4 protein-coding genes and 1 pseudogene are annotated in these 24,656 nt (G+C 72.4%); 2 read left to right on the forward strand and 3 right to left on the reverse strand.

What is annotated here, in order from left to right:
• Positions 1-127: 127 nt before the first annotated feature.
• Complete coding sequence (locus V7793_RS13715; protein WP_336006253.1) at positions 128-1,276, reverse strand: MFS transporter; 1,149 nt, start codon at positions 1,274-1,276, stop codon at positions 128-130.
• 965 nt (positions 1,277-2,241) lie between these two features.
• Positions 2,242-2,649, reverse strand: coding sequence for a hypothetical protein (locus tag V7793_RS13720; RefSeq protein WP_336006255.1), 408 nt, complete (start codon positions 2,647-2,649; stop codon positions 2,242-2,244).
• Here V7793_RS13720 and V7793_RS13725 point away from each other — a divergent pair.
• Positions 2,639-3,262, forward strand: coding sequence for a hypothetical protein (locus V7793_RS13725; protein WP_336006258.1), 624 nt, complete (start codon positions 2,639-2,641; stop codon positions 3,260-3,262). The two genes, V7793_RS13720 and V7793_RS13725, sit on opposite strands and share 11 nt — an antisense overlap.
• A complete protein-coding gene (locus tag V7793_RS13730) occupies positions 3,259-11,277 on the forward strand; it encodes a UvrD-helicase domain-containing protein (RefSeq protein ID WP_336006260.1) in 8,019 nt (2,672 codons plus the stop codon). The genes V7793_RS13725 and V7793_RS13730 overlap by 4 nt, the downstream gene beginning before the upstream one ends.
• A 5,251-nt stretch (positions 11,278-16,528) precedes the next feature.
• Here the strand turns inward: V7793_RS13730 and V7793_RS13735 are convergent.
• A pseudogene (locus tag V7793_RS13735) lies at positions 16,529-24,656 on the reverse strand (hypothetical protein); the annotation flags it as partial.

Consider the following 24,656-nt stretch of genomic DNA (forward strand, 5'->3'; position numbering starts at 1 on the left):
TACCAGGAGCCTTCAGGCCAGACAGGACGCATGACGGGCGGGCCACCGGGGCGTGCCAGGCGCTGGCGCGGCGATCGCATTCGGCGTGCCGGGAGGTGGGAACGGGCATGCGCGGGCCCGTGTCGTCTCACACCGGGGTGGCCGCGGGCACGGGCACGGTGCGCGCCGTGAGCAGCAGCGCGCAGCCGACCGCAGCCATCAGCGGGACGGCGAAGTGGCCGCTGAGTGGTCCGGCCAGGGCCGTGCCGCCGGCCTGGCCGAGCCGGATGGCGCTGGACATCCAGCCGACCGCCTCGGTCGACGTTCCCGGCGGGGCGAGCGCGGTGACGGACAGGGACGCCACGGTGAGCAGGGGCACGAACAGGGCGCCCGGCAGCAGCGCCAGGACGAGGATCGCCGGGGCGGGCAGCGGGGCGAGTAGCGGGAGCCAGCAGGCTGCGTACGCGACACCGAGCAGCATCAGGTGACGCGGACGCGGGGCGGTGGTGGGCTGAAGGCGGGTGAACAGGACGCCGCCGAGCAGTCCGGCGGCGGAGAACGCCGCGGGCAGCGCGCCCGCCAGCCAGGAGGCGTCCTGCCGTTCGGCCACCGCGATCCCGGCGACGTCGAGGGCGCCGACCGTGGTGCCGAGGAAGACCAGGGAGAGCAGCAGGGGCCGCATGGCGGGCGGGCGCAGCACGCCGAGCCGTTCGCGGTGGCGGGGCGCGGCCCGCCAGGTGCGGGCCGGTGGGGCGGTGGCGAAGGCGAGGGAGCCGGCCACGGTGACGGCGGCCGCGAGGGCGAGGGCCGCGGCCGGGGAGAGCCAGGTGGCCATCGCGATGGCCAGGGCGGGGCCGGTGACGTAGACGATCTCCTGGGTGGAGGAGTCCAGGGTGTAGGCGGTGCGCACGTGGGCGTCGTCGGGCAGCACTGCGTGCCACAGGGATCGCAGCCCGCCCTCCAGCGGCGGGCATCCGGCTCCGGCCAGGGCGACGCACCCGGCGGTCAGCGGCAGGTGGGCGGTACCCGCCATGGCCAGGGTGCCGAGCGCGACGGCGACCAGGGCGGCGCCGAGGTAGCAGGGCAGGAGCAGGCCGCGCAGGTCTGCCAGCCGTCCGAGCAGTGGCAGTCCGAGCGCCGGGGCGATGCCGTAGAGCGCGGCCAGCAGACTGGCGCTCGCCAGGGAGTGGCCGTCCGCCTGTGCCGCCAGGATCAGGGCGACGGGCACCATGCCCAGCGACAGGCGTCCGGTCACCGAGGCGATCAGCAGGCGGCTGCAATGTCGGTGGCGCAGCACGGCGCGGAAGGTTGGCGGGGTGCGCGGTGGCTCCGGATCGCCTGCCGGGGCGGGCAGGGGTGACGGCTGTGGTGCGCGGGCTGGCTCCTTCGTGGTGCGGGGGACGTCGCGGACCTGCGCGTGGGCCATCGCCTGCCTGCCTCTGCAAAAGGGGGAATCGTGGGTGTGGGAGAAAGCCGCCGTCCGTGCGCCGGGGCCGAGTGGCAGGCGGCGGCGTACGGACGGCGCCAGCGGCGAAGGGGGGGCCAGCCGCCGGCGAGAAGCCCAGCAGACCGCGGCGGCCCTCTCAACGCCGCTTCCGGCGACGCGGACAGCCGCTGCCGCTCCTCCCACTCCCTGGCTCGGCGATCGGGCGGATCGTTCCGTCACGCGATGCCGCTGGGCCGGATCTCGTGGTGCTCACGGGCCTACGACCACCAAATCAGGTGTCGGGGACATGAGGGGTGCGCACCCTCAGGTCCGGACGTGACCGATCCTGGGCGGCCGGCGGCGGTGATGGCGTCGTCCTTCGGCTGCGGTCCCACCTGCTGGCTCCGCGACTTGGCCTGCTCTCCCGGCAGGCGGAATCTGTTCCCGCCGCGCTCCCCCGCCGCCAACCCGACGGGGGTGCACGAGCGCGCCGCGCGGTAGCCGGTGCCCGGCGCGGCGGCAGCGCTCGGGGCCGTCGAGTCCGTGGGGCGGGAGGCGCAACCGGGTTGTGCGGCGCTGCCTCCCGCCCCGCGGCGTGCTCGGCGTCCGGGCGGCCCGCAGCGGCTGCGGGCGGGCGTAGATGGAGTGGCACCCATAGCCCGAGCGACCTGTATGGAGCCGATGACGTGAGTCCCCGCACCGCCTCGACCCCGCCCGACGAGGGCCTGGCCATCGGCTTCCAGCCGTCCCCGCCCGCGGCGGACACCCGCGCGCTGCACCAGCTGCAGCGCGCCTTCGCCCCGGGCGAGCGGCCGTTCCTGGGCCTCCCGGATCACCTAGAACAGGTGATGGCCGAACTCGCCCCGCTGCTCGGCCTGTTCACCGATCAGCAGGGCGGCCCGTACGACGACACCCGCTTCGACGACGGCGCCCGCGCGTACGAGAAGGCGGTGCTCGCCTACTTCGCCGCGCTCGCCGGGGTCTGCCTCGACGAGGCGCACGGCTATGTGGCGGCCTCGCCGCGCGAGGCGCTCCTGCACGGCCTGGTCCTGGCCCGCCGCGGGCTGCCGGAGCCGTCGGTGTACATCAGCGATCAGGCCCACTACGACGTCGTACGGGCCTGCGAGCTGCTGGGGATGAACACGGTGCGCGTCCTGGCGCTGGGCGACGGCACGATGGATCCGGACGATCTGCGGCTGCAGGTACGGATGCGGCGCGGGGCGGGGGGCGCTGGTGGTGGCCACCTGCGGCACTCCCCTGCACGGCGCCATCGACAGCGTGACCGAACTGCGGGCCGCGGCCGCCGCGTTCGGGCCGGTGCACATCCATGTCGACGCGAGCGCGGGCGGACTGGCGGCCGCGCACACCGACCTGGTGGAGCCGTGGTCGCTCGCGCACGGCGCGCACTCCATCACCCTGTCCGGGCACCCCCTACTGGGACTGCCCGTCCCGGCGGGCATCTCGCTGGTGCGGCGTATGCAGGACCCGCCCACGAACCTGTCGATCACGGTGCCCGACCGTCTGCTGGTCGGTGCCCGCAGCGGGCTCAGTACGCTGCTGCTGTGGACGCGACTGCGCTCCCTGGGGCGGGCCGGCGTGGCGGCCATGGTGGCCCGGTGCCAGGAGGTCGCCGGCTACGCGCTCGCCACGTTCGAGGCCGCGGGGGTGGCGCCGGAACGCTTCCCCGGCTCGTTGACGGTCACCTTCGAGCGGCCCGCGCGGTGGGTGGTCGACAAGTGGCGCCTGCACTACAGCGGGGATCGGGCGCGGATCGTCACCACCGGGCCCATGACGTACACCGCCGTCGACGAGCTCGCCGCCGATCTGTCCGCTGCCCGTCAGGGAGTTGCCGCGTGACGCCCGCCGTTCCGCTTCCCCGCTCGCTGCTCACCCTGCCCGCCGAGGTCGGTGATCTGATGGACCACACCCCCGAGTCCGCGTACGCACATCTGCGCGACACCCGCCCCGCGTTGTTCTCCAGTCCGCCCGGCTACGGCGCGACCGACATCATGCGCTGGCCGATGACCGAAGGGCAGGTGCTGCACCGTGACGAGGAGCGGGTGGTCCTCGAAGACCCGGTGGTCCTCCCCGACGGACGCCAGGAGCGCCGGCTGCGGATCCTCGCCGCGCGGCCCGAGCCGCAGGTGGCCGTGCTCCCGCTGCTCGACGGCCAGGTCGTGCTCGTCGACCGGTTCCGGCACGCGGCCCGCACCTGGACCTGGGAGATTCTCAGGGGCCCCGGAGCGGCGGACGTCGGCGACGCGCAAGGGTGGGTGCCGCAAACGCAGTACGACGCCCAGGGCAACCTTGTCGATCCGTCCCGCGGGCAGATCCTGCGTGAGCGGGCCGACGGCTACAGGCTCAACCCCAACGAGGCCCAGGGCGCCGTCACCAGCGTGGACGACCTGCCGCCCGCGAAGCCCGGCGGCTACACCGATGCCCGATGGGCCGAGATCGTCGCGTCCGCCGCTGCGGCGGAAGAATTCCCGCCCACCGCTGAGCAGGACATCATCATCGAGGCCGCGGCGCGGCGCGGCCTGGACCTGCGGGTGATGGCCCTGGCCGGCACCGGCAAGTCCACCACCTTGAAGATGCTGTCGCGGCGCATGCCCGGCAAGCGCATCCTGTACCTCGCCTTCAATCGCTCGGTCGCTGACGAAGCGATCGAGGCACAGCAGCGCGGCGAGTACAGCGACAACCTCACCCCGACCACCGCGAACGCCTACGCCAACAGCATGGTCGACGAGGCCCTGCTGACCCGGTTGAACTGGCCGAAGCTCAACGAGCAGCAGATCGCCGACCGGATGCGCTGGCGCTCCCGGATCCCGGCCGGAGGCGAATCGCTGAGCCCGCAGCGTGCCGCGTACCTGGCCAACCGGCTGCTGTCGGAATGGGTGAAGTCCGCAGACGACGACTTCGCCGTCCACCATCTGCCGGACAGCATCTCGCACAACCGGGGTGCGATTTTCGCCGCGATCCGGCCCCTTGCGCAGGAGATGTGGGACAACCTGACCGACCCGCAGGCCATCGGCAAGGACCGCGATCTTCCGCTGTCCTTCGACCACACCGTCAAGATGTGGGCGCTCTCCGGCCGGGTCCCCGACACCGACGTGCTGTTCTGGGACGAAGCACAGGACGTCAACCCCGTCATGGAGTCGATCGTCGCGAACGTCCGCGAAGCCGGCATCCAGGTCGTAGCGGTGGGCGATAGCAACCAGGCCATCTACGGTTTCCGCGGAGCGACCGACGCCCTGGGACGCCTGCCCGCGGACGCGACCGCCACGCTGACCCAGACCTTCCGGTTCGGCGATGCCGTGGCCGACATCGGCAACCGTTTCCTGCGTCTGGGCGGCACCCGCATGCGGCTGGCCGGTTGGGACCGCAAGTCCTCCCGCATCGAAGAGATCGATCCGGGCGACGAGACGATGCTCATAGCCCGCACCAACGCGGGAGTCGTCCTCGGTGCCGTCGAAGGCCTGCGGGCGGGCCGCAAGGTCGCGGTGTCCGGGGGACTGGCCGACCTGCGGAAGTTCCTGGAAGCCGCGGAAGCGCTGCGCGAGGGGGAGCGCACCAGCCATCAGGAACTGGCCCGGTTCAACGGCATGGCCTGGGACGAGATCCTGGAGACCGCCGAGAGCGAGCACGAGCTCAAACAGCTCGACTCCATGTTCAAGCTGATGGAGCGGCACAGCGAGGATCTCGATGCGCTGCTGGAGTCCGTGCGGATGCCGCGCCCGTTCGTCGAGGACGACGGCGAGCGCCTGCACGTGAAATTCGCCCACGGCGACGGCAACTTCCGGGCCACGAAGGAGTGGCTCAAGAGCAAGGGCGTCGGCTTCGGATGGGACGGCGACGGCAAGCGATGGAGCTTCCCGCCGCCGAGGAAGCCCGCCGCCTCCGCGACCGAGGCCGAGCGTCACCGGCTGCGCGAGCGGGTCGAGCAGTACATCACCGACCACTACACCGCCCCCGCCAGCGACAACGGCGGGCAGGTCGTCGACCAGGCCGCGCCGCATGACCTCCTGGTGTCCACCGCGCACAAGGCCAAAGGCATGGAGTCCGAGCGTGTCCGCATCGCCGGGGACTTCCGTGGTCCCAAGGAGAGCGCCAGCGGTGGCATCGACTGGGACACGATCCCCGACGACGAGCAGCTGCGCCTGGCCTACGTCGCCGCCACCCGTGCCACCGACATCCTGGACGCCGGCTCGCTCAGCTGGATCTTCGACGTCACCCGCGACGACGACCCGATGCAGGAGCCGGACGGCATCTACCTGCGCGCATGGCAGGTCAGCGACTTCGCACCCGGCAACCGCCTCACCTTCTGGAGCGAGGACGGAGAAAGCCTCCTCCACGGGGAAGTCGCGGAGCTCGACGGCACCGCGCTGCTCGTGAGGACCGACGACGGGCGCACCCAGGCGGTCGTCACCGGTCAGATCGTCCGCCGCGAGGGGCAGGACCAGCCCCACCTGCCCGTGGCCAGCGACGAAGAACTGGACGAGGCCCTCAACAGCGGCTTCGTGCCGCTGACGGCACCCGGCCCGAGCAGTGCGGCCTCGCCGGACCCGCAGACCTCGCCCCGTCCTGCCGCCGCTCCCAGCACCGCTGACCAGGCACCGCAAGCACCGAACACACCGTCCGCCGCAGACGGCACCGGGGAGGAAGCCGCCGTGGACACACCGGACGCAACCGAGCAGCAGGCTCAGACAGCGCCCACCACCCCAGACGGCACGACGCAGACGGCCCCTGACCGGGACACGTTCACCGCGCTCAAGCCGCCCGAGACCCGTGCACTGACAGGGCCGGACGGCACCCTGTGGTGGGGCGGCAAGGCAGCCGAACGCAAGAAGGCGATCAAACAACCCATCCTCGCCCGGCTGAAGTTCGGACCGCGCGGCGTCGTCGACGTCGAGGACGCCGTCACCGGCAAGCGCATCGACCGTATCCGCACCGGAACACCGTTCTTCGCCGCCGCCCCGCGCCCCACTGAACAGCAGGAGCCGGCCACCACCGCGGCGGTGGGCCAGAACGCCGCCGTCGACGGGGAGCAGAGCCCCGCAGCGCCGCCCGCCGCCACCGATGACACGCTGTCCGCGGCCGAGGCCCCGGAACCTGCGGCGACCGCCGCGCCGGCGGCGTCGTTCAAGGTGATCGCCCGGCCCACGGACACCGGCCGACACTGGGCCGTGGTGGACCGCGCAGACGGGGACATCGTCTGGATCCGCTCCCAGGACCAGGACCCCGTCGAAGCCGTCTTCGCGACCAAGGAAGACGCTGAACGCACACGCCACAGCCTCGCCAGCGAGCCCGGCCTGCGTGTCCCCACACCCGAGACAGCAACCACCGCCCCGGGTGCGAGCGAGGCACAGGGGCACGAGGCGGGCCCGGCCCTTGTTCCGGTCCTGGGCACGGTCATCGCCAAGGACACCCGCGGCACCGACCAGCTGGTGAAGGTCCAGGTCGGCGACGAAGCCAGCGGCCTGCGGGTCTACGTCGCCTGGAACCCCATCGGCGCCGACCAGATCCAACTCCACCAGTCGGTCTACCTCTCCGGAACCCTGGGCGCCGAGACCGCCTTCCACGGACGCCTCGAAACCTCCGTCGAGGGCGGCACGGTGGAAGGCGAAGCCGCCGCCCACGACCGCCGCAACCTCACCGAGCCCGCCCCCCAGGGCTGGATACCCGCCGGCCCGAGCGCCTCTCCCACCCTCGACGTGGGCCAGCAGGTCCGCATCCTCGACCCGCACCACCCCGCCCACGCCGCCACCGGCCAGCCGGGCACCCGGCAGCTGTACAGCACAGTCACCGTGGAGCTGGCCGACGCCAGCTCGTACGCCGGCACCAGCGCGGACGGCCGCGTCCTGGTCTTCACCCGCGACCAGGTCGTCGCGGTACCGGGCGACCGCGCAGCCCAGCCGCAGCCAACCGCCCCGGCCCCGGCGCCGGTGGTCGAGCAGGATGCCGTCACACGAGACGTTTCCGCCGCCCTGCTCGCCACACTGAGGAAGGACTACTCCTACGCCCAGCGGGCCGGCCGGTGGACGATCGCCGATCTCGAGCCGCGCCCGGACGGCACCCGGGTCGAAGTCCTGCTGCGCAAGAGCGGTGAGTGGGCCCAGGCCGTCGAGGTCGGACCGCACACCCTGCGCGACGAGCGCGGCCACTTCCACGGGCTCGAAGAGGTACTGGCCTGCTGGGATGGCACCCGGCTCGTCACCCTCCAGGACCGTCCCGAGCGCACCCCGCGCCCGGGCGCGGTGGCGCCCGTGCTGGTGCAGGACCGCACGCCCAAGCCCCCGTTGTTCTCCAGCCCGCCGCAGAGCCTGAAGTCCGCCGAGCTTGAGAGGCGGGCCACGGCCCTGGACCAGTGGCTCAACGCGTACGCGGCACAGGGCGACACCGCAGACAGCGTCCGCGCCGTCGAGCAGCGCGACGCCCTGCGTGCCGAGCTGGAGCAGCGCCGCCTGCGCCGGATGGATGCCGAACAGCTCGGCGGCATGGACGCCTTCCGCCAGGACCTGGCCGACCTCACCCTGGAAGCGGCCGATCCCGGCGGCGCCCGGGGCATCCTGCGCAACGGCACCCGGCTCGGCACCGTCGTGGCGAGCGCCGCGGGCTTCCACTTCGTCCCCGACGGCCAACTGGCCCTGGCCGAGGGCACCGCCTACGCCAGCCCCGACGGCGCCGCGGTCGCGCTCATCCGCTTCCTCGCCGGCGTCCCCGAGAACCAGCCACTGAAAGCGCCCGCAGGACCCGCCCCGATACCGGCACCACGGTTCGCCCTCACGCCCGAGGAGAAGAAGGCCGACCCCACGGCCGACTCCAACATGCTGCTCAAGGCCCACCTGAGCAGCGTCGTCCACTACAAGGCCGACCCGGACCAGCGCAGCCAGCAGATGATCGTCGAGCTGTGCCGCAAGCACGGCAAGACCGAGGCCGGAACCCACCTGAGTTCCGGCGGCCGGCTGGCGATCATCACCGTCGCCCCCGAACGCTACGAAGTGCGGGCACCGGACCGGCTCACGAAGGTCTTCGGGCCCTGGGGCGAGCAGATCAAGACCCGCGAGCGGGCCAACAGGATCGCGGACGCCCTGGAGAGCATCCGCGACGAACAGGGCCGCCCCTTCCCCTGGGACATGCCCAACCCCACCCGCCGGGCCCTGCCCATGAAGGCCCTCCACTGGAAGGACCAGCACGGCCACGACATCAAGCAGGCGATCCTGCACGCGCTGGTCACCCAGGGCCTCGACGAGAGGGACCGGCGCTACGCCAAGGAGTACCAGCAGAGCACCGGCCGCCGCCTGACCGCGCCCGCGCCCCAGACCGCACCCCGGCCCGCCCCCGAGCAGACCGACCCCTCCATACCGGCCCCGGGCAACTTCGTGATCACCAACGTGAAGAAGGTCCTCGGCGAGGTGGCAGCAGCCGACGGCACCTTCTGGTGGAAGGGCGAAGTCAACAACCCGCAGGCCACCCACCTGCGCTCCAACCTGGAACCCCTGGACATCCCAGTCCTGGTGCGGATCGAAGAATCCGACGACGCGAAAGGCGCGCGCCGCGGCTGGGGCCGAGTCCTGGACGCCGCCACCGGCAACCAGATCCAGACCATCCGCTCCACCAGCCACGTCTTGGTCGCCACCCCGCTTGCACCCGCCACACCGGCAGGGGAGACGGCCCTGGTGCAGCGGCGCTTCGCCTCCCTCGGCCAGGTCATCAACCACCTGAAGGCCGCGAAGATCCCCGGACTGAGCCCCGAGCGCCGCGCCGAGGTGCGCAAAGTCGCCAAGGACCGCGAACTGGTGGAGCTCACCGACGACGGCCAGTTCGCCATCCGCCAGAACGGCGAGACCTTCGAGGTGCTCCCCGCCGGCACCGGCCTGCCCTTCGACGGCCGCCTGCCCGACCTCTACCTCAGCCCCGAAGCCGCCCGCGACCTCGCCGTCACCCCCCAGCCGCTGGAGGGCCTGCCCTCCCTGGAGGAAGCACGCGACTTCGCCGGCCGCCTCACCGAGCTGCGGACCACCGACGGGGAGCCGATCGACTGGAGCGACCCGCAGCTCGGCGCGCGGCTGTCCGCAGGGGAGTTCGACCACCTCAACCACACGATCCTGGAGGAACGCGCCCACCACGACCGCGCGCACGACCGGACCAACTCCCCCAGCGACGCCATGTGGCAGCTCTTCGAGGACCAGCCTCAGCGCCCCGAGCAGGACACCGGCACCATGCGCTGGGCAGACACGCTCACCCCCGGCGACTGGGTCTGGCTGCGGATCAACGACGAGGACAAGGCCTGGGAGATCATCCAGCGCACCGACACCGACTTCGGCACCACAACGATCACCCTGGACGACGACAGCACCTGGCACCTGCCCCGCAACCTGCCCGTACAGCACGTGGGCCAGGACACCATCCTCGACGCAGACGGCGAGCCCATCGGCCTGCGCCTGGACGCTGACTTCGTCCACAACGACGACGTCATCGAATTCGACCTCGATGCCAACGGCACACCGCTCGTGCCGAGCGGCGCCGCAGGGACACCCGCCGCCGGCACCCTCCGGATCCGCGGCCGCGCCATGGTGACCCACAACCACCCCCACGGCGACGGTGGCGAGCGGACATACTTGATGGCCGCCACCATTGTCAACGGGGCGGACATCCAGCCGGCCTCGATCGAGTTGAAGGCTACGGCCTTCGAACTGCCCGAAACCGTCTACCGGCTCACCCAGCGGGCGCCGCTCGCACCGCAAGAGGCACCGGTGCCACCCACCGCCCTGGCCCGGCCGACTTCCCAGCCGCCCACCACCTCCGATCCGGAAACAGAGACCGGCCCGGACACGGACGCGGATATGGAGGCGGAGCTGACCGCCGAACTCAAGGCGGAGCTGGCCTCGGAATTCGAAGCTGACCCCGACCAGGACGTTGACTTCGAGGCGGAGCTCGCGGCTGTGCTGGGACTGGCCTCCGAGCTTGAGAACGAGGCCGTTGCGGACCTGGAGCTGGAGCACGAGCCGGTGGCCGACCAGGAGATCGAAGCCGACGACTTGGAGTTCGAGCACGAAGCGGACCTCGAAGCGGAGACCGATCCGGAAACGGAGACGGAACCTGAGCTGCACGAGGAAGCCGAGGCAGAGCTGGATCCGCAGAACGTAACGCAGATGCCCTCAAAGCTGTCCGAGGGCGAACAACTGCGCCGTGACCTGCTGCGCCTGCTCACCAACCGGGACGCACCCACCACGCCCACCGAGCACGCGAACGTCGGCGGCGCGCCGCTGTACGTACGGGTCGCACAGAGTCCCCGGCACGGGAAAGTCGTGCAGTTCGGGTTCGACCCCACCACACCCCGCGCAGCCGCGCAGTTCACAGCTGCGGAACTCGAAGGTGCCACCGGAGAACAGGTACTGCGCGGCGTGCTGGCCCGCCTTCCCGCTCCCGGGCCCGTCGTCCCGGACCGGCTGCGCGGGGACCTGCTGAAGCTCATGGACGACCCGCAGGCGTCCAGCGAGCCGACCCTCCACAGCAAGATGAGCGCCTTGAACCTGTACGTGGCAGTCGATAGGCATCCGCAGCACGGGCGCGTACTGGGCTTCGGGTTCGACGCCACGTCTGCAGCAGCTGGTGTCTTCACCCGCGAAGACCTCCAAAACGCCACCAACGACAAGGTCACTCACATCGTGGAGCGCTACGGCGAGGCCTTTGTACAGGAGCTCATCGACACCGACCGCGCGCGCCGGGTCCGCGACCGCGTCCAGGCGGCAGCTCGCCAACGCCAGATGCCCCAGTCGATTTCCCCCGCCGCAGGCTCCGGACCCATGCGTCAGCCGCGTCCGGACGAGCACGGCCAACAGGCCGCGCCGGCTGCCTCCCCAAGCCGGTGACCGGGGGCACGGACCGCCTGGGGGAATCGGCCGCCAATCTTCTGGGCCGCTCTTCCCCTCAGGCGGGAGGCCCGCCGGTACACGGCAGCCTTGCGGGGCGGTGATCCCTAGCGTCGAAGGGCACTTGATCTGCCCAGGGAATGCAGGCGGCTCGGCCGCCACCCGTGATCATCAACGAGGTGACGAGTTGGCCACCGCTCCTGAAGAGTTCCCGCCCCCGCCCCGCGGCGCAGACGACGCTTGGGGGGAGGAAGATGCTCCGTCGGCGCTCGACGGTGTAGCCGCGGGGTGGGCGAGCACCGGCGGCGTCCCCCGCGCCTTGGCGCCAGACGCGGGCTGGGTATCGGAGGAGGAGCCCTCATCGGGTCTGGTGCTTCCCGATGTGGCGGCCGGCTGGACCGCAACGGACAGTGTCCCCCGCGTCCTCGCACCCGAGCGGGACACCGGTCAAGCAGAGGGTGCAGCCGTCACCCCCCATGCGGACGGCGCCTGGGGGGACAAGGACGCACCATCGGCGCTCGATGCCGCTCCCGCTGAATGGGCGAGCAACTCGGACGTGCCCCGTGTCCTTGACGCTTTCGCGGCGGAGCGTGCCCCCGCGGCTGCGCCTGATTCGGCCTGGGCACTGGATGCTCCATCCGGATTGGAGGTCCCAGCACCGGCTCCGGGCTGGTCAGCGGCGGACGGCGTTCCGCGTGTCCTGGCCCCCGAGCAGGACGCTGGGCAGGCTGACGGTTCAGCGGTCACCACCGGCGCGGACGGTGTGTGGGGGGAGGATGCTCCGTCGGCGCTCGATGCCGTAGCCGCGGGGTGGGCGAGCACCGGCGACACTCCGCGCGCCTTGGCACCCGATGCGGGCTGGGCATCGGAGGAGGAGCCGCCGTCTGGTCTGGCGGACTCTGACCCCGTCGCGGGCTGGGCCGCAAGGGACAGCATCCCCCGCGTCCTTGCATCTGACCAGCGTGCCGAGCAAGTGGGCAGCTCAGCCGTCGCATCCAGCCGGGACGGCGTGTGGGGTGAGGAGGCGCCGTCGGCACTCGACGGTGTAGCCCAAGGATGGGCGAGCGATGCGGACACCCCCCGTGTCTTGGCGCCTGACTCGGGCTGGGTATCGGAGGAGGAGCCCCCGTCTGGTCTGGTGCTTCCCGACACGGTGGCCGGCTGGTCAGCGGCGGACGGCGTTCCGCGCGTCCTGGCCCCCGAGCAGGACGCTGGGCAGGCCGACGGTTCAGCGGTCACCACCGGCGCGGACGGTGTGTGGGGGGAGGATGCTCCGTCGGCGCTCGATGCCGTAGCCGCGGGGTGGGCGAGCACCGGCGACACTCCGCGCGCCGTGGCACTCGATGCGGGCTGGGCATCGGAGGAAGAACCTCCGTCAGGTCTGACGCTGCCCGAACCCGTCGCGGGCTGGGCCGTAACAGCCGATGTCCCCCGCGTCCTCGCATTCGAGCAGGACGCCGTGGAAGCAGACGGCTCAGCCATCCGCACCAGCGCGGACGGGGCGTGGGGGGACGAGGACGCGCCCTCGGCTCTTGACGCTGTAGCCAAGGGGTGGGCGAGCGGCGAGGACATACCGCGTGTCCTGGACATGTCCGCGACGGAGCCGACGTCCCCGACTCCGCCTGGATCTGGTTGGGCGGCGAGCGAGGAACCGCCTCGCGTCCCCGCGTCCGAGCAGGACACTGGGGAAGCAGACAGGCCCGCGGCCGCGAGCAGCCCAGGTGACGCTTGGGGTGACGAAGACGTCCCCTCGGCTCTTAGCCCTGTGGCTAGGGGGCGGGGGAGCGACCAGGACGCCCCGCGCGTCCTGGACGCCCCGCGCGTCCTGGACGCCCCGCGCGTCCTGGACGCCCCGCGCGTCCTGGACACGGCGGCGACGCATTCGGCATCCCCCACTACCGGGGACCCGGTTGGATGGACGGCGGCCGAGGAACCTCCGTCGGGCCTGTCCCCGGCCGGCGAGGTCTACGGCTGGGCTGCCGGCGACGACACACCTCGCCCGCTGGCACCCGAACACGAGGCAGGCGAAGCGGCCGTCCCTGCCGCCCTGAGCCGCGGGGACGGCGCGGGGGGTGACCAGGGCGCATCCTCGGCCAGCCCCGAGGCGCCTCGGGGCTGGGGGAGCGATGAGGACACCCCCCGCGTCCTGGACGCAGCCGCGGCAGTGCCGGCTTCCCCGACCGCCCCTGATCTGCAGTGGACAGCGGAGGGAGAAGTGCCGTCGGGCTTGCCACTTCCCGATGCGGCCCCCGGCTGGTCCGCCACCGACAACGCTCCTCGCGTACTCACACCTGAACAGAGCCCTGCGCGCGGATCCGGGCACGGTACCGCGCCGGTCCAGGACGGACGCACCGACCCCCGTCCTGCAGCCCAGCCCGACGGGCGTGCGACGGCGGGCGCTCCCCGCTCCGCGCCGCGAAGTCCCCGCAGCAACACGGGCCAGGCGGCGGACGCCGATGCCCGCGGCGACCCAGACACCCCCGCTCGCCCGACTGTTCCCGGGGCAGCCACCAACGCTGCCGAGAAAACGCCGTCGCAGCCGTCTGCCGCAGCGAGCGGCCCGGCGCCGGGGGAACCGGCCGTCCTGACTCCCGCCGCCGACGCGGCACCCGCACAACCGTTCACCTCGGAGCGCAACGAGACAGCCTCCGGGCGCCAAGGCCCACCGGCCGAAGGCCCCTCCGTCCTGCCCGAACACCCGTCAGCCGAGGCATGGAGGGACCAGGACGTTCCCTCCGGGCTCCTCGATGCTGCCGAGCCACAAGCCGAGCCCGCCCCCGAAACGGCTGCTCCCGCGGCTCAATCCTCAGCAGCACCTGACGAGCCTGCGCTCGCCACCGGACCGGGGCCAGCCGCGAGTGAGAATGCGGAGGGCAGCGCGGAGATGGCCCTGGACTTCGAGACGCCTTGGCATGACCGCTTTGCCCGGCTCTCGGAACCCGGCGAACAGCGGCACCGTGTACTGCGGGGAGAACCCACGAGCGACGCGCCGCGGCCGGGCGTCCAGGAACAGGCCACGCTGTTCGCCGTGAACCGGCCTGAACCGGTCCCCGCAGCCGACCAGGACACCTTCGGCACGGAGTCGACCGCCGCCGAACCAGAGGTAGCACTTCCGCGCTATTCGCTGACTCGCCATCGGGACCTCAACGACATCGCGCGTGGCAATATCACCGAAGTCGACGGCCGGTTCATGCAGCGCGTGCCCCGCCGCTCCGTCCGCCCGGCAGGCTCACCGCAGCGCATCAGCGCCCTTCTGGACAATGGGCTGGCCGAGCGCGACGGCGCGCAGATTCGCCTCTCCGAGCGCGGGCACGCCTGGTACACCCGCTACAACCTCACCGCGCCCGATGTCCCCCGCGACATCGAGACCGTAAACCAGGCGCCACTGCCGCCCATCGACTACGCGCCCCTGGGCGCCCTCCCGGTCCCTGCGGAGAGCAGCGATGCCCCGAGGCCACCGGCTCCGGAACCCCTGCGGGACGACTGGCACAAGACCGGCAGGCGAAGCAAGAAGGAGATCGAGGAGACCTACGCCATGGCGGCCGAGGCCGCCGCACGGGCCGCCCGGTCGACCGCCCGCGACGTCGCCCACCTTGTGGCCGGAGCCGACCACACCTACTGGACCTACCAGTACCCGCTGGCCCAGTACGACGAGAACGCCGCCGCCGCGCTCGAGACGCTCACCGACCCCATCGCCCACACGTACGCAGCCGACGCCGTGCTGAATCTGCGCGCCGCTCTGGAGGAGGCGGGCCGCGAGGCGGCCGACCACTACGTGAACAACGTTCGCAGCCCGGAGTGGAAGACCGCCCGAGGGGTGCAGGCGGACGACGTCCACCGGGTCCGCGTCCGCGGCATCGTCATCACCTACCTCGAGGCCGTCCGCGAGCACGCAACGACGTACGGCCTGGACGCCGGCGCCATCGTCAGCGTGCTGGAGGACGCGGCGGGTTGGACGGGCGAGCTCGTGCGGCTTGGCAACAAGGAGGTCAAGTTCCCGCAACTGCCCGCGGCGGAACATGTGGCCGAGGCCGCACAGCACGTGGCCAACGAACTGCGGGCCTACGCGCTGGGGGAGACCGACACGGTCGACACCGTGGCCGACCGCCGCGCGACGTGGCGCGGTCTCGAGCCCCGGCCCGCCCCGTCGATACCCACCGGTGAGGCACCTGGCCAGGGTCCCGGCGCCGGCACCCCGATCGACGCACCGGCGCAGCCCGTCCCGGGCGTGTCCGGTCAGGTCCGCTCATCTGCTGTGCCACGTGCGCCCGCACCGGCCCCGGTAGAAGACGGCGGACCGCTCGAGGCGCGGGCCGCAGGGCCACGAGAGGCCGCCGCGGAGCCCACGGGCGCCTCCGGCAGCGAGGCGGCAGCGCCTTCAGCGGCCGACCAGAGCACTGGCAGCCCGCAGCACACGCGTCAGGGCCAAGCCGTGCTGCAGCACCCCTCCAGCGGAGAAGGGACGTTGCCGCTGCGGACGCCGACACGCACAGACGACGCCAGCCTTGACGAGACTGCCCTGGGCGCCGGCCCGGCCGACGCGGGCGAGGCCGGGAACGCGGTGACGCAAGCGCCGGACAAACCGGTCGAACCCGCGGCTGCCTCCTTCAGAGCCACGCCCAAGGTCCCCGTAGGACGTGCGGCCGACCGCACTCAGGCCCCCGGGCGCGCCGCGGCTCTGCCGTCCGAGAACGCCCCCACGGCCAGCGCAGCGGACGAGGAGCCCCCCGGAGCCGAACGTGTCGCCTGGGCAGAGCCCGCCGTGGATGAGGCCGACGACCGCGGGCAGAGCACTGCTCCCGAAGCCGGGAGCAGCCCGCACCCCCAACGGGCCGCCGCACGTCAGGAGGGCACCGTGGCCACCAGTGCACCGCCGAACCCGTCCGCAGCCGACCAACCACGCGTCCCCGGCCCGCAGGGGAGCACCGAAACCGCCGCGCCCTACCCGGACGCCGCCGCGTACACGGCTGCCCACCAGGCCCTGCTGCGGGAGCTCGACCAGCACGAACAGTGGCTGTCGGCCACCCCTGCCGCCTCCCGGGCAGCAACGCCCCTGACTGACACCGACACCCTCGGCGTCCCCGGCCTCACCGATTTGCTCGCCCTGCAGACCGCGCTCGGCGCGGACACAGACGGCGGGAGCCAACACGCACGACTTGCACGGCAACTGGGCCACCACATCCACTGCGCACAACTGACCCTCGCGCAGGACTTCCACGGCCAAGCGGCACGGACGACCGACACCGCGAAACTACGCGACTTGCACCAAAAGGCCTTCCAGGGGCAGTTCATCGCCTTCGTCCAGCAGACCGAGGACGGCGAGATGGAACTCGGCCAGTACATCCAGCACCGCGCCCAGCAGCTCACCCCGCAACCCGTCGGCACACCGGACCCGACCGAGCCGACGCCCGAAACGGCACAGGAGCTCACCACGATGGCCGTGGACCCGGACGAGGACGACGACATCCAACTGCCCGTATTCGAGCTGCCCGGTGAGGCCTTCATGACCGCCGAGAAGGCCGCGCCGCGACTGCTCGCCCGCGCACAGGCCCACCTGGCCGGCGGCGCCACTGAGGTCGCGCTCCTGGCCCACGTCCACGGCCGCCCGGTCTACGCGCTGGTCGATCACCGGGCCGGGGCGCCCGTGCTGTGGCTCGGGCTCACCGCCGTGGACAAAGAGGGCAGCGCGCGGGCCGTCACCCTCCCGGCCGCCGACCTCGCACAGGTCGACGCGCAGACGCTGCTGGCCGCGGCGACCGCGTGGATGAACGCGAGCGACGGCGGCGCCCGGCCGCTCCTGGACTACAACCCCACCACCCCTGCACCGGCCCCGAGCGAGCCGGCCCCCGCCGAGGTGCCGCAGGCGGCCCCCGTTCCCGCGACCCCCGCACCACCCGCGGCGGCGCCGGACGCCGCTCAAGAGACCGCCGCCCCTCCCGCTCCGGCCGCCCAGGAGTCCGTGACCGCCACCGGGGAGGGCGAGCACAACGGCTCCGACAGCCCCGCCTCGCAGCCTGCGGCGAAGTCGCCCGCGGCAGCGGACCAGCAGGCCGTGACGGAGCCGGCAGCGGCCCCGGTCGAAACCGCGGCCGCTGTCACCGAGCCGGAAGCGGAGGCGAGCCCCGGCAAGGAGCAGCAGGAGCAGGACATCGCTGGGCAGCCGGAGCCCGCCACCACCTCTGCCGAACAGCCCAGGCCGGCCGCAGCCGACCCCGTCGACCAACTCACGGCTCTGGCCCGCTCCGCCCTCACCGACCTCGGCGTCGCGGTGGAGGCAACCGGCGTCCTCACCGCCGAGCGGACCGTTGTGATCACCCTGGAGACCAGCGGCAACGCCATACGTGACCGCGAGCTCGCCGACAGACTCCGCCCCGTCCTGCATGAGGCGATTCGCCAGCACCCCGAGAAGAGCTTGGCCGCCTACCGCGTCGACTTCCAGCACACTCCCCAGGTAGGCCAGGGCGCCCTGCAGGATGCCTCCGGAGCTCAGGTCGGTGTGCCGCGCGAGCGGCTGATTGCCGTCAACCGGGCGGCCGCCCAGATCTTCGCCGAGCGGCTGCGCAGCGATCCGAACGCCGAGCTGTCGCGCACCTACCTGACCGACGAACGCCAGCTCCCCGCCGAGGTCCAGCAGGAGTGGGGCCTGGGCTATGCCCCCTCCGACCGTGGCGCGGGCCGCTGGGACGTGCTGACCCGCGAGCTGATGGCCCAGGGCTTCAGTGAAGACGAGCTCCTTCACGCAGGCCTCGCCACCACCAGCGGGATCGGCACGCTCATCGACACGTTCAACGACCGGATCATGTTCCCGATCCACGATGAGAACCAGGACATCGTGGGCTTCAGCGGACGGCGCGTCGACCGGCCCGGCGAGACGGAAGAACAGGCCAAGGAACGCGGGGGGCCGAAGTACTTCAACACCTCGAACGAGGCGGACCTGTTCCACAAGAGCGAACTCGTCTTCGGACTCCACCACCCTGCCCAGGCCGAGTCCCTGGCCAGCAGCAGCGGGCCCCGGGTCAGTGTGGAGGGCTACCTCGACGTGATCGCCGTCGCGCGCGCGGCCGCCACCCTGCCGCTCACACAGCGGCCCGTGGTCGGCGCCCCGATGGGCACCGCCTTCACCGAACGCCAGCTCACCGTCTTCAGCTTCCTCGCGCTGCAGGGTCCAACGGCGCCGCTCGGCGCGCAGCCGGTAGGCCAGCGACAGCGGATCGGTGGCGTCCCGGAGGGCGTCGATGGTCTCGTCGAGGTCGTCGATGTCCATGGCGTGGATCGCCATGGCGGGGAGGGCCCGGCTTCGGGCCGTCTGGCCGAGCGGCCGGCGGTCCGGGGTGCTGCCGGCGTCCTGCGGCTCGGGGGCTGCGTCGTCCCCCGCCCGGGCACCGGCCTCACGTGCCGATGCGGTGAGCGCGGGCGCGGTCGTCTCGGCCGTGGCTGCTGCTTCGGCAAGCTGCTTAGCCTCAAGGCTCTCGAAGACGGGTATTTCGCGGCCGCGAGCCGACAGCAACGCCCGCAACGCGTTGACCTTCTCGGTGCGGGTCTCGTACGTCAGACTTTTCGGCATTGCGTGCCAGTACATGCCGTGCTGGCGGTGCGCCCCGTCCATGTTGCGCCGGTTGAAGCCGCGCGGGCCGCCGGCGACCTCGAGCGCGAAGATAAGCTCGCGGTACTGGTCGGAGGCCCCCCACACGTGGGTGTGGTCGGGGTGATGCTCGATCCATACGTTCAGCCAGGTCTGATCTTTGGGCACGTCGTGAAGTTCGGCGTGCACGTCCACCAGGTGACGGACGGAACGCTCGATGGTGTCGTGGCCCTTGATGGGGCTGTCGTCGCCGTACAGGGTCTTGTGCTTGCCCTGGTTGTAGGTGCGGTTCTCGACCGAGCCGATCTTCCGGTTGCCCGGCCCGTACACCACGGTGCCGGGGGAGGCGCTGACCTGGTGGTACTCGGGGTAGCCGGACACGGGGGTCGCATTCTCGGGCAGTTCGCCCTCCGGTACGGCGGGCGGCTGGTTGAGGCCGAGTGCGCGGGCGCGGTCCTGGCGCTCCTGGCCGGTGGCGACCCACTCGTCGTAGGACTGGACGACCTGGGCGACCGCTCCGGACACGGTCTCGAACGGATGCCTCGACGTCCAGTTCTCGATGGTGGTGGCGGCGTACCCGCCGTCGGGCCGGGTGACGACGGAGCCGATGGCCTCACCGTCCAGCAGCACTGGGGCACGAAGGAACTGGCCGTCGGCCGCAAGTTCGCCGACTGCGACGCGTGATAGCAGGGCACGGGCCACCTCCTGGCCACCGAGCAGCATGGCGTCGTAGAGCGAGACCGGGCTGTCGTCCGCCTCCTCCGGGGCCGGGGCAGTACGGGCCCTCGGCTCGATCGGCTGCGCCGGCTCCTGAGCGGTCGTCTCAAAGACGCCGTCAGCCGGTTCGGCCGCCTCGCCCTCGGGCTGGTTGTCCTCGCGCGGCAGGTCGGCGTCGGAGCCGTCGAGGTTCAGCTGGCCTTCCGGCACTGCCCCGCTGTCCTGTGTGGCGGGTGCCGGGGCACTGTCGAAGTCCTCGAGGCGCATCTGCGTCCAGGGGCGGCCGGCCGGCGACTGCTCGGCGGCTGGCGGGGCGGCGGAGGGTGCCCCTGCCGAAGGCTCCGGCGCAGGCTCGGGTGCCGGTACCGGTGAGGTGCTGATTCCCTGCAGCTGCTGGGCAGTGGTCTCGACGTCTTCGAAGGCGTCGGCCCACTGCTGGGCCACCGCATGGGCTGCCTGGGCACGCTGGGCCACCTCGGGCCACCCGGTCCGCTCGGCATCGGCCGCCAGGCGGGCGGCAGCGTCCCGAGCGTCCGCGATCTGCTGGCGCAGGGCGGTGATCGGGGTGGGCCGTGCGTGGATCGCGGCGAGCGCAGTGCGGACGGCGTCCAGTGCGTCGGCGAGCTCGAGGCTGCTGCCGGGGAGCAGAATGTTGGTGTGGGTGTGCCGCAGGGCCTCGATCAGCGCGGGGCGGGCTGCGCGGGCGACCACTGTTTCGGGGCGCACCGCCCACTTTCCGACCGCCTCCCGCAGCGGGCCCGGCAGGGCATGGACCCGGTTGAACTCGTGGCGGACGAGTTGCCCGTCGCGGGTGCCCTCGACGGTGAGGGAGCCGTCGGCGCCGCGGTGCATGCCGGTCAGGGTGAGCGGCTGGGACCAGTTCTGCGGCGACAGGCCCTTCTCAGAGGACTCGGGCAGGCGGATGACGGTGCCGGGCTCGACCTGAGACCAGTAGCTGCGCCGCCAGCCGGCCGGCGCGTTGCCGCTCAGCCGGTCCTCACGGCGGATCGACTCGCCCTCGGCCTCGCCCTTGCGCCCCAAGGGGATACGGGGGTTGCCGTCGAGGTCGATGAACCAGAACTTGTCCGCGATGGGCAGGCGCGGCAGGTTCTCGATGGACTCCTTCTTGACGACGGCGCCGAGCGGCTCGCCCCACTCATTGGCCAGCAGCTTCCCGCCGTGTTCCTTGAGCGCCCTGGGGTTGCCGAGGACCGCCTGCAGGCCGGCACGCCGCTTCTCGATGGCCGCGAGGTTGCCCGCGACCCGCTCCCGCTCGGTGGTGATCTGGGCGCGGCGGGCTTCGACGAAGGGAGCGTGCGCGGCATCGGCCAACGGCAGCTCCAGCCTGACTTGTTCGGCTTCGAGGACCTCGGGGGCCTCGCCGCGCAGGTTGAGGGTTCCGGGGCGGGCGGTGGTGATCTCACCGACCGGGTCGGCGGCGGTGAGCAGGTCCTCGCCGCGGCGGCGGGCCAGGACGTCGCCGTAGCCGGCACTTTCCAGCTCGACGGTGAGCTGTCCGGGCCGCACGCCGGTGACGGTGTGCCACCAGCTGTGCGAGCCCTTGAGGAGGACCTGGTCGCCTGCCTGGAACTCGATCGGGCTCCAGTCCCTGCGCTCCCCCTCGGCAAGGGCGTCGAGTTCGCCGCGCCGCGCGAGGTCGAGTTCGGGCAGGGCGGTGTCGGCGGGTGCGCCGTCGCGGTGGTAGTGGACGGCGATGGAGCGGCCGTGCTTGAGCATGCGCCGGACGAACAAGCCCGTCTTGTAGGCCCGGGTCTCGGCCCGGATGCGCGGGTTCTGGACCCATGCGCCTGCACTGGGCATGCGGATGAAGTCCTCCGCCTCCAGGGCGGCCAGAGCATCCTTGTCGGTGTCGGCGACACCGAACACCCACGTGCGGTTCTCCCCGCCGGGCTCACGGTCGTGGAGGACCCACACCACTTCTGCGGGCCGCGGACCGGTGAGGTGAGCGGCTTCCTGCAGGGCCTGATGGCGTTCGGCGATCTTCTTGGCGCTGGCGAAGGGGGTGCGCTCGCCGGGCATGTAGTCGGTGCCGACCGAGAACTTCCACTTGACGGCGCCATCCCAGCCGTTGGGGCCGTGCCCGTGGCCGATCTGCTCGGTGCCGTGGCCCACGGTGATGTGTTCGACGTCGTCGCGGGCACCCTCGCGCGGCGGCTCCAGCCGCCACCAGTAGCCGGGCATGCCCTCGATCTCCTGCGCATCGAACGGCACCGCGGCGCTCGTGTCCGGCTCGACGGCGTCGGGCTGCTCGCTCACGCCCGGCTGATCGGACACCGTCTTGGCCGCCGTCGGCTCGGGCGCAACGGCGAGCTCGGCGGGTGCGTCGGGCTCCTCGGCGGGGGCGGGGACCGCTGCGTAGCGCTGCATGGCGTTCAGCGCGTCCTCGACCTTGGGATGGGTGGTGCCGCCCCGCGGTCCGGTGCGCCCGTCGGGCCAGCTGGCGAAAGACCGCTCCTTGTCCGCGACGAAGCGGCCCTTGCGCGGGCCCCACTGCAGACTGAAGCGCCAGTAGCCGACCTGGGTGTGGGCTTCGAGTTCGACGTTGAGCCGCTGGCTGCCGTACTCCGAGGCGGTGGTGCTGCGGGTCATGGTCCAGCCCTGTTTCTGGGCTGTCCTCCACAGTTGGGCGATGGTCTCGGGGACGGGGTAGTGGGGGTCCCACACGCCGCCTTCCGTCACCGGTGCTTCCTGGGTCTCCTCGCCGGGTGCGGGGGTGGTGGTCATCGGGGCCTCCGGTGCCGGGGCCGCCGTCTCGGGCGTCGGCGCGACAGCAGGTGCGGGTTCAGGGACGGTGCGGTTGTCGGCGAAGGTGCGCAGGCGCTGCGGCATCTCGTGGGCGTGGCCGGCCAGCACCCGCACGAGCCCGTACAGGTCGCTGGCGTGCAGGTGCTCGCTCTCGAGCTGGGTGCGCAAGGCGGCCGCGGCGGGAGCGAGGCGCTCGATGGCGTCGGCCTTGGCGCGGATCTGGTCGTCGTCGAGCTGGGCCCGCTCGTGTGCCTTGATCTGTTCCAGGGCGTCCAGGACACGGGTGAGGGCGGGCTGCTGGGTGTAGGTGAGCGGCCAGGTGTGGCGGGCGGCGGCGTGCAGGGCGTTGGGGAGGGATTCGAGGTCGGCGAGGGCCCAGGACACGCGCATGGCATCGGGGTACGTGGGCTGGCCGGGCAGCGGCCGGCCGGTCTCCTGGGCCCACACGCGCAGGGCGTCGAGGACCGCCCCGTGGAAGTTGTCCGACCCGTACGGATGCGGGGGCAGGATGGTGAGTGCCTCGCTGGTTTCACCGGGCAGGCGCGGCCCCATCACGGTGTGCCAGCCCGATCCCTCCTTGACCAGGGTGGCCACGACCTCGTTGTCGGGTCCCCGCAGAGTGTAGGCGGGTCCGCTCCAGATGTACTCCTGCCGCACGGTGAAGCCGTCCGTGTCCGGGACGCGGTAGACGAGCCGGTCCAGCAGGTCCGGGCGGGTGATCTGTTCGTAGTGCTGGTTGCCGAAGGCCTCGTAGTCGCCGAGCGGTTCCATGGCCTCCTCGGTGAGCGGGCGTTGGCGCGGATCTAGGTAGCCGAGGCGGGGCAGCAGGAACGGGTCCTCGGACCAGATTTCGCCCGCGCTGGGGAACACCTGCCGCCATGCCTGTTCGCTCCACGCGGTGGCCGCGACCCGGTCACCATGTCGTCGCGCGAGGGCGGCGAACGATTCGAAGAGGTCGTTCACGTGCAGTGGCACCGGGACTTGGAGGAGGTCGCTGTCCTGTGCGGCTTGGGCCAGCGCGAGGATCGCGCGGACGGCGTCGGAGGGGGTGATGGTGCTGGGGCTGGAGGCCCGTACCGCCGCACTCGCCTCATGCAGCCGCCCCGTGCGCGGGTCGGCCGCCGGCCACTGCGGGTGGGCGAGGAGCGCCCAGGCCGCGGTGATCACCTCTTCGGTGGCACGGGTGAACTCGGCGAGGCTGGTGTAGGGGCCGCCTTCGGGGGTTGCGGACTCCAGATCGAACAGGGCATCCGTTTCGGGGGGCACCGCGTCGGCGCGGTAGCGGTCCCAGGAGGCGGCAAGGCCTTGGGCAGTCGGTGTCCCGGCCGTCCGCAGGGCGTCCCAGACGGTCTGCTCGGCGGTGCTCAGCCGGCTCCGGTCCACCTTGCCGTCGGCGCTGGCTGCCAGCGCGGCCACGTAGGCATCGTCGGCGTCCAGGAGTTCAAGGCGCGCCTGCTCGCCCAGCCCCAGGTGGATCCAGGCGGGCAGTTCCTCCCAGCGCATCACCAGGCGCATCGTGGGCCGGGTGCGGCCGCCCTGGGTGGTGATCAGGATACCGTCGGGGGCGGGATCGAGCCGCCCCAGCTCGCACAGGTCCTCGCTCAGGTGGGGGCCGCCGAGCCACAGGCCGCGGCCGGAGGTGACCAGGTCCTCGCGCCAGGCCCGCCACTGGGCGGGGTCGTCCATCCGCCGCACGAAGGCAGCAAGCCCCGATCCGCGCTCAGTGGGATCGGAGTCGAACGCACCGTAGGCGTTGATCACGGTGCGGATGGCGGCGTGCTGCTCGGCCAGGGTGACGCCGGGCACGGCGGCATCGTTGATCTCCAGGGCGACCGGTGCGGCAGCGTCGGAGGGCTGCGCAAGGCTGGGGCGCGGCACTCCCTTGAAAAGGCTGTCCCAGTCCGCCGAGGCGACGGTGGCCCGCCACGAGCCGGTGAACGCATCCGCGGCTCGCACCAGCTCGGCCAGGGCCTGGGCGGCCTCCCCCGGCACGTCGGTGTTCCTCCAGGTGTCGTCGACCAAGGCGACGGCCGCGTGGAGGGCTTCGACGGCCGTATGGAAGCCGAGCGGCTGGTTCAGGGAGACCCGGGTGAAGGTGGCCAGGGCCTCGCGCAGTGCGCTCTCGGGACCGTCCTGGGCGGCACGCTCCTTGAAGTGGTCGGTGGCGACCAGCGTCCGTACGGCCTCGTTGAGGGCGCGGCGCGGTGCGCGGATCTCCCTGAGACGGGTGAAGGCCGGGGCCGATCCGCCGCCGGTCAGGGCGGGGTGCGGCGCGGCCTGGTCGTCGGGCTGGCCCGGTTCGTCGTTGCCGCCG

This window comes from Streptomyces sp. KLMMK (genome assembly GCF_036961605.1).
Taxonomy (GTDB): Bacteria; Actinomycetota; Actinomycetes; order Streptomycetales; family Streptomycetaceae; genus Streptomyces; species Streptomyces telluris.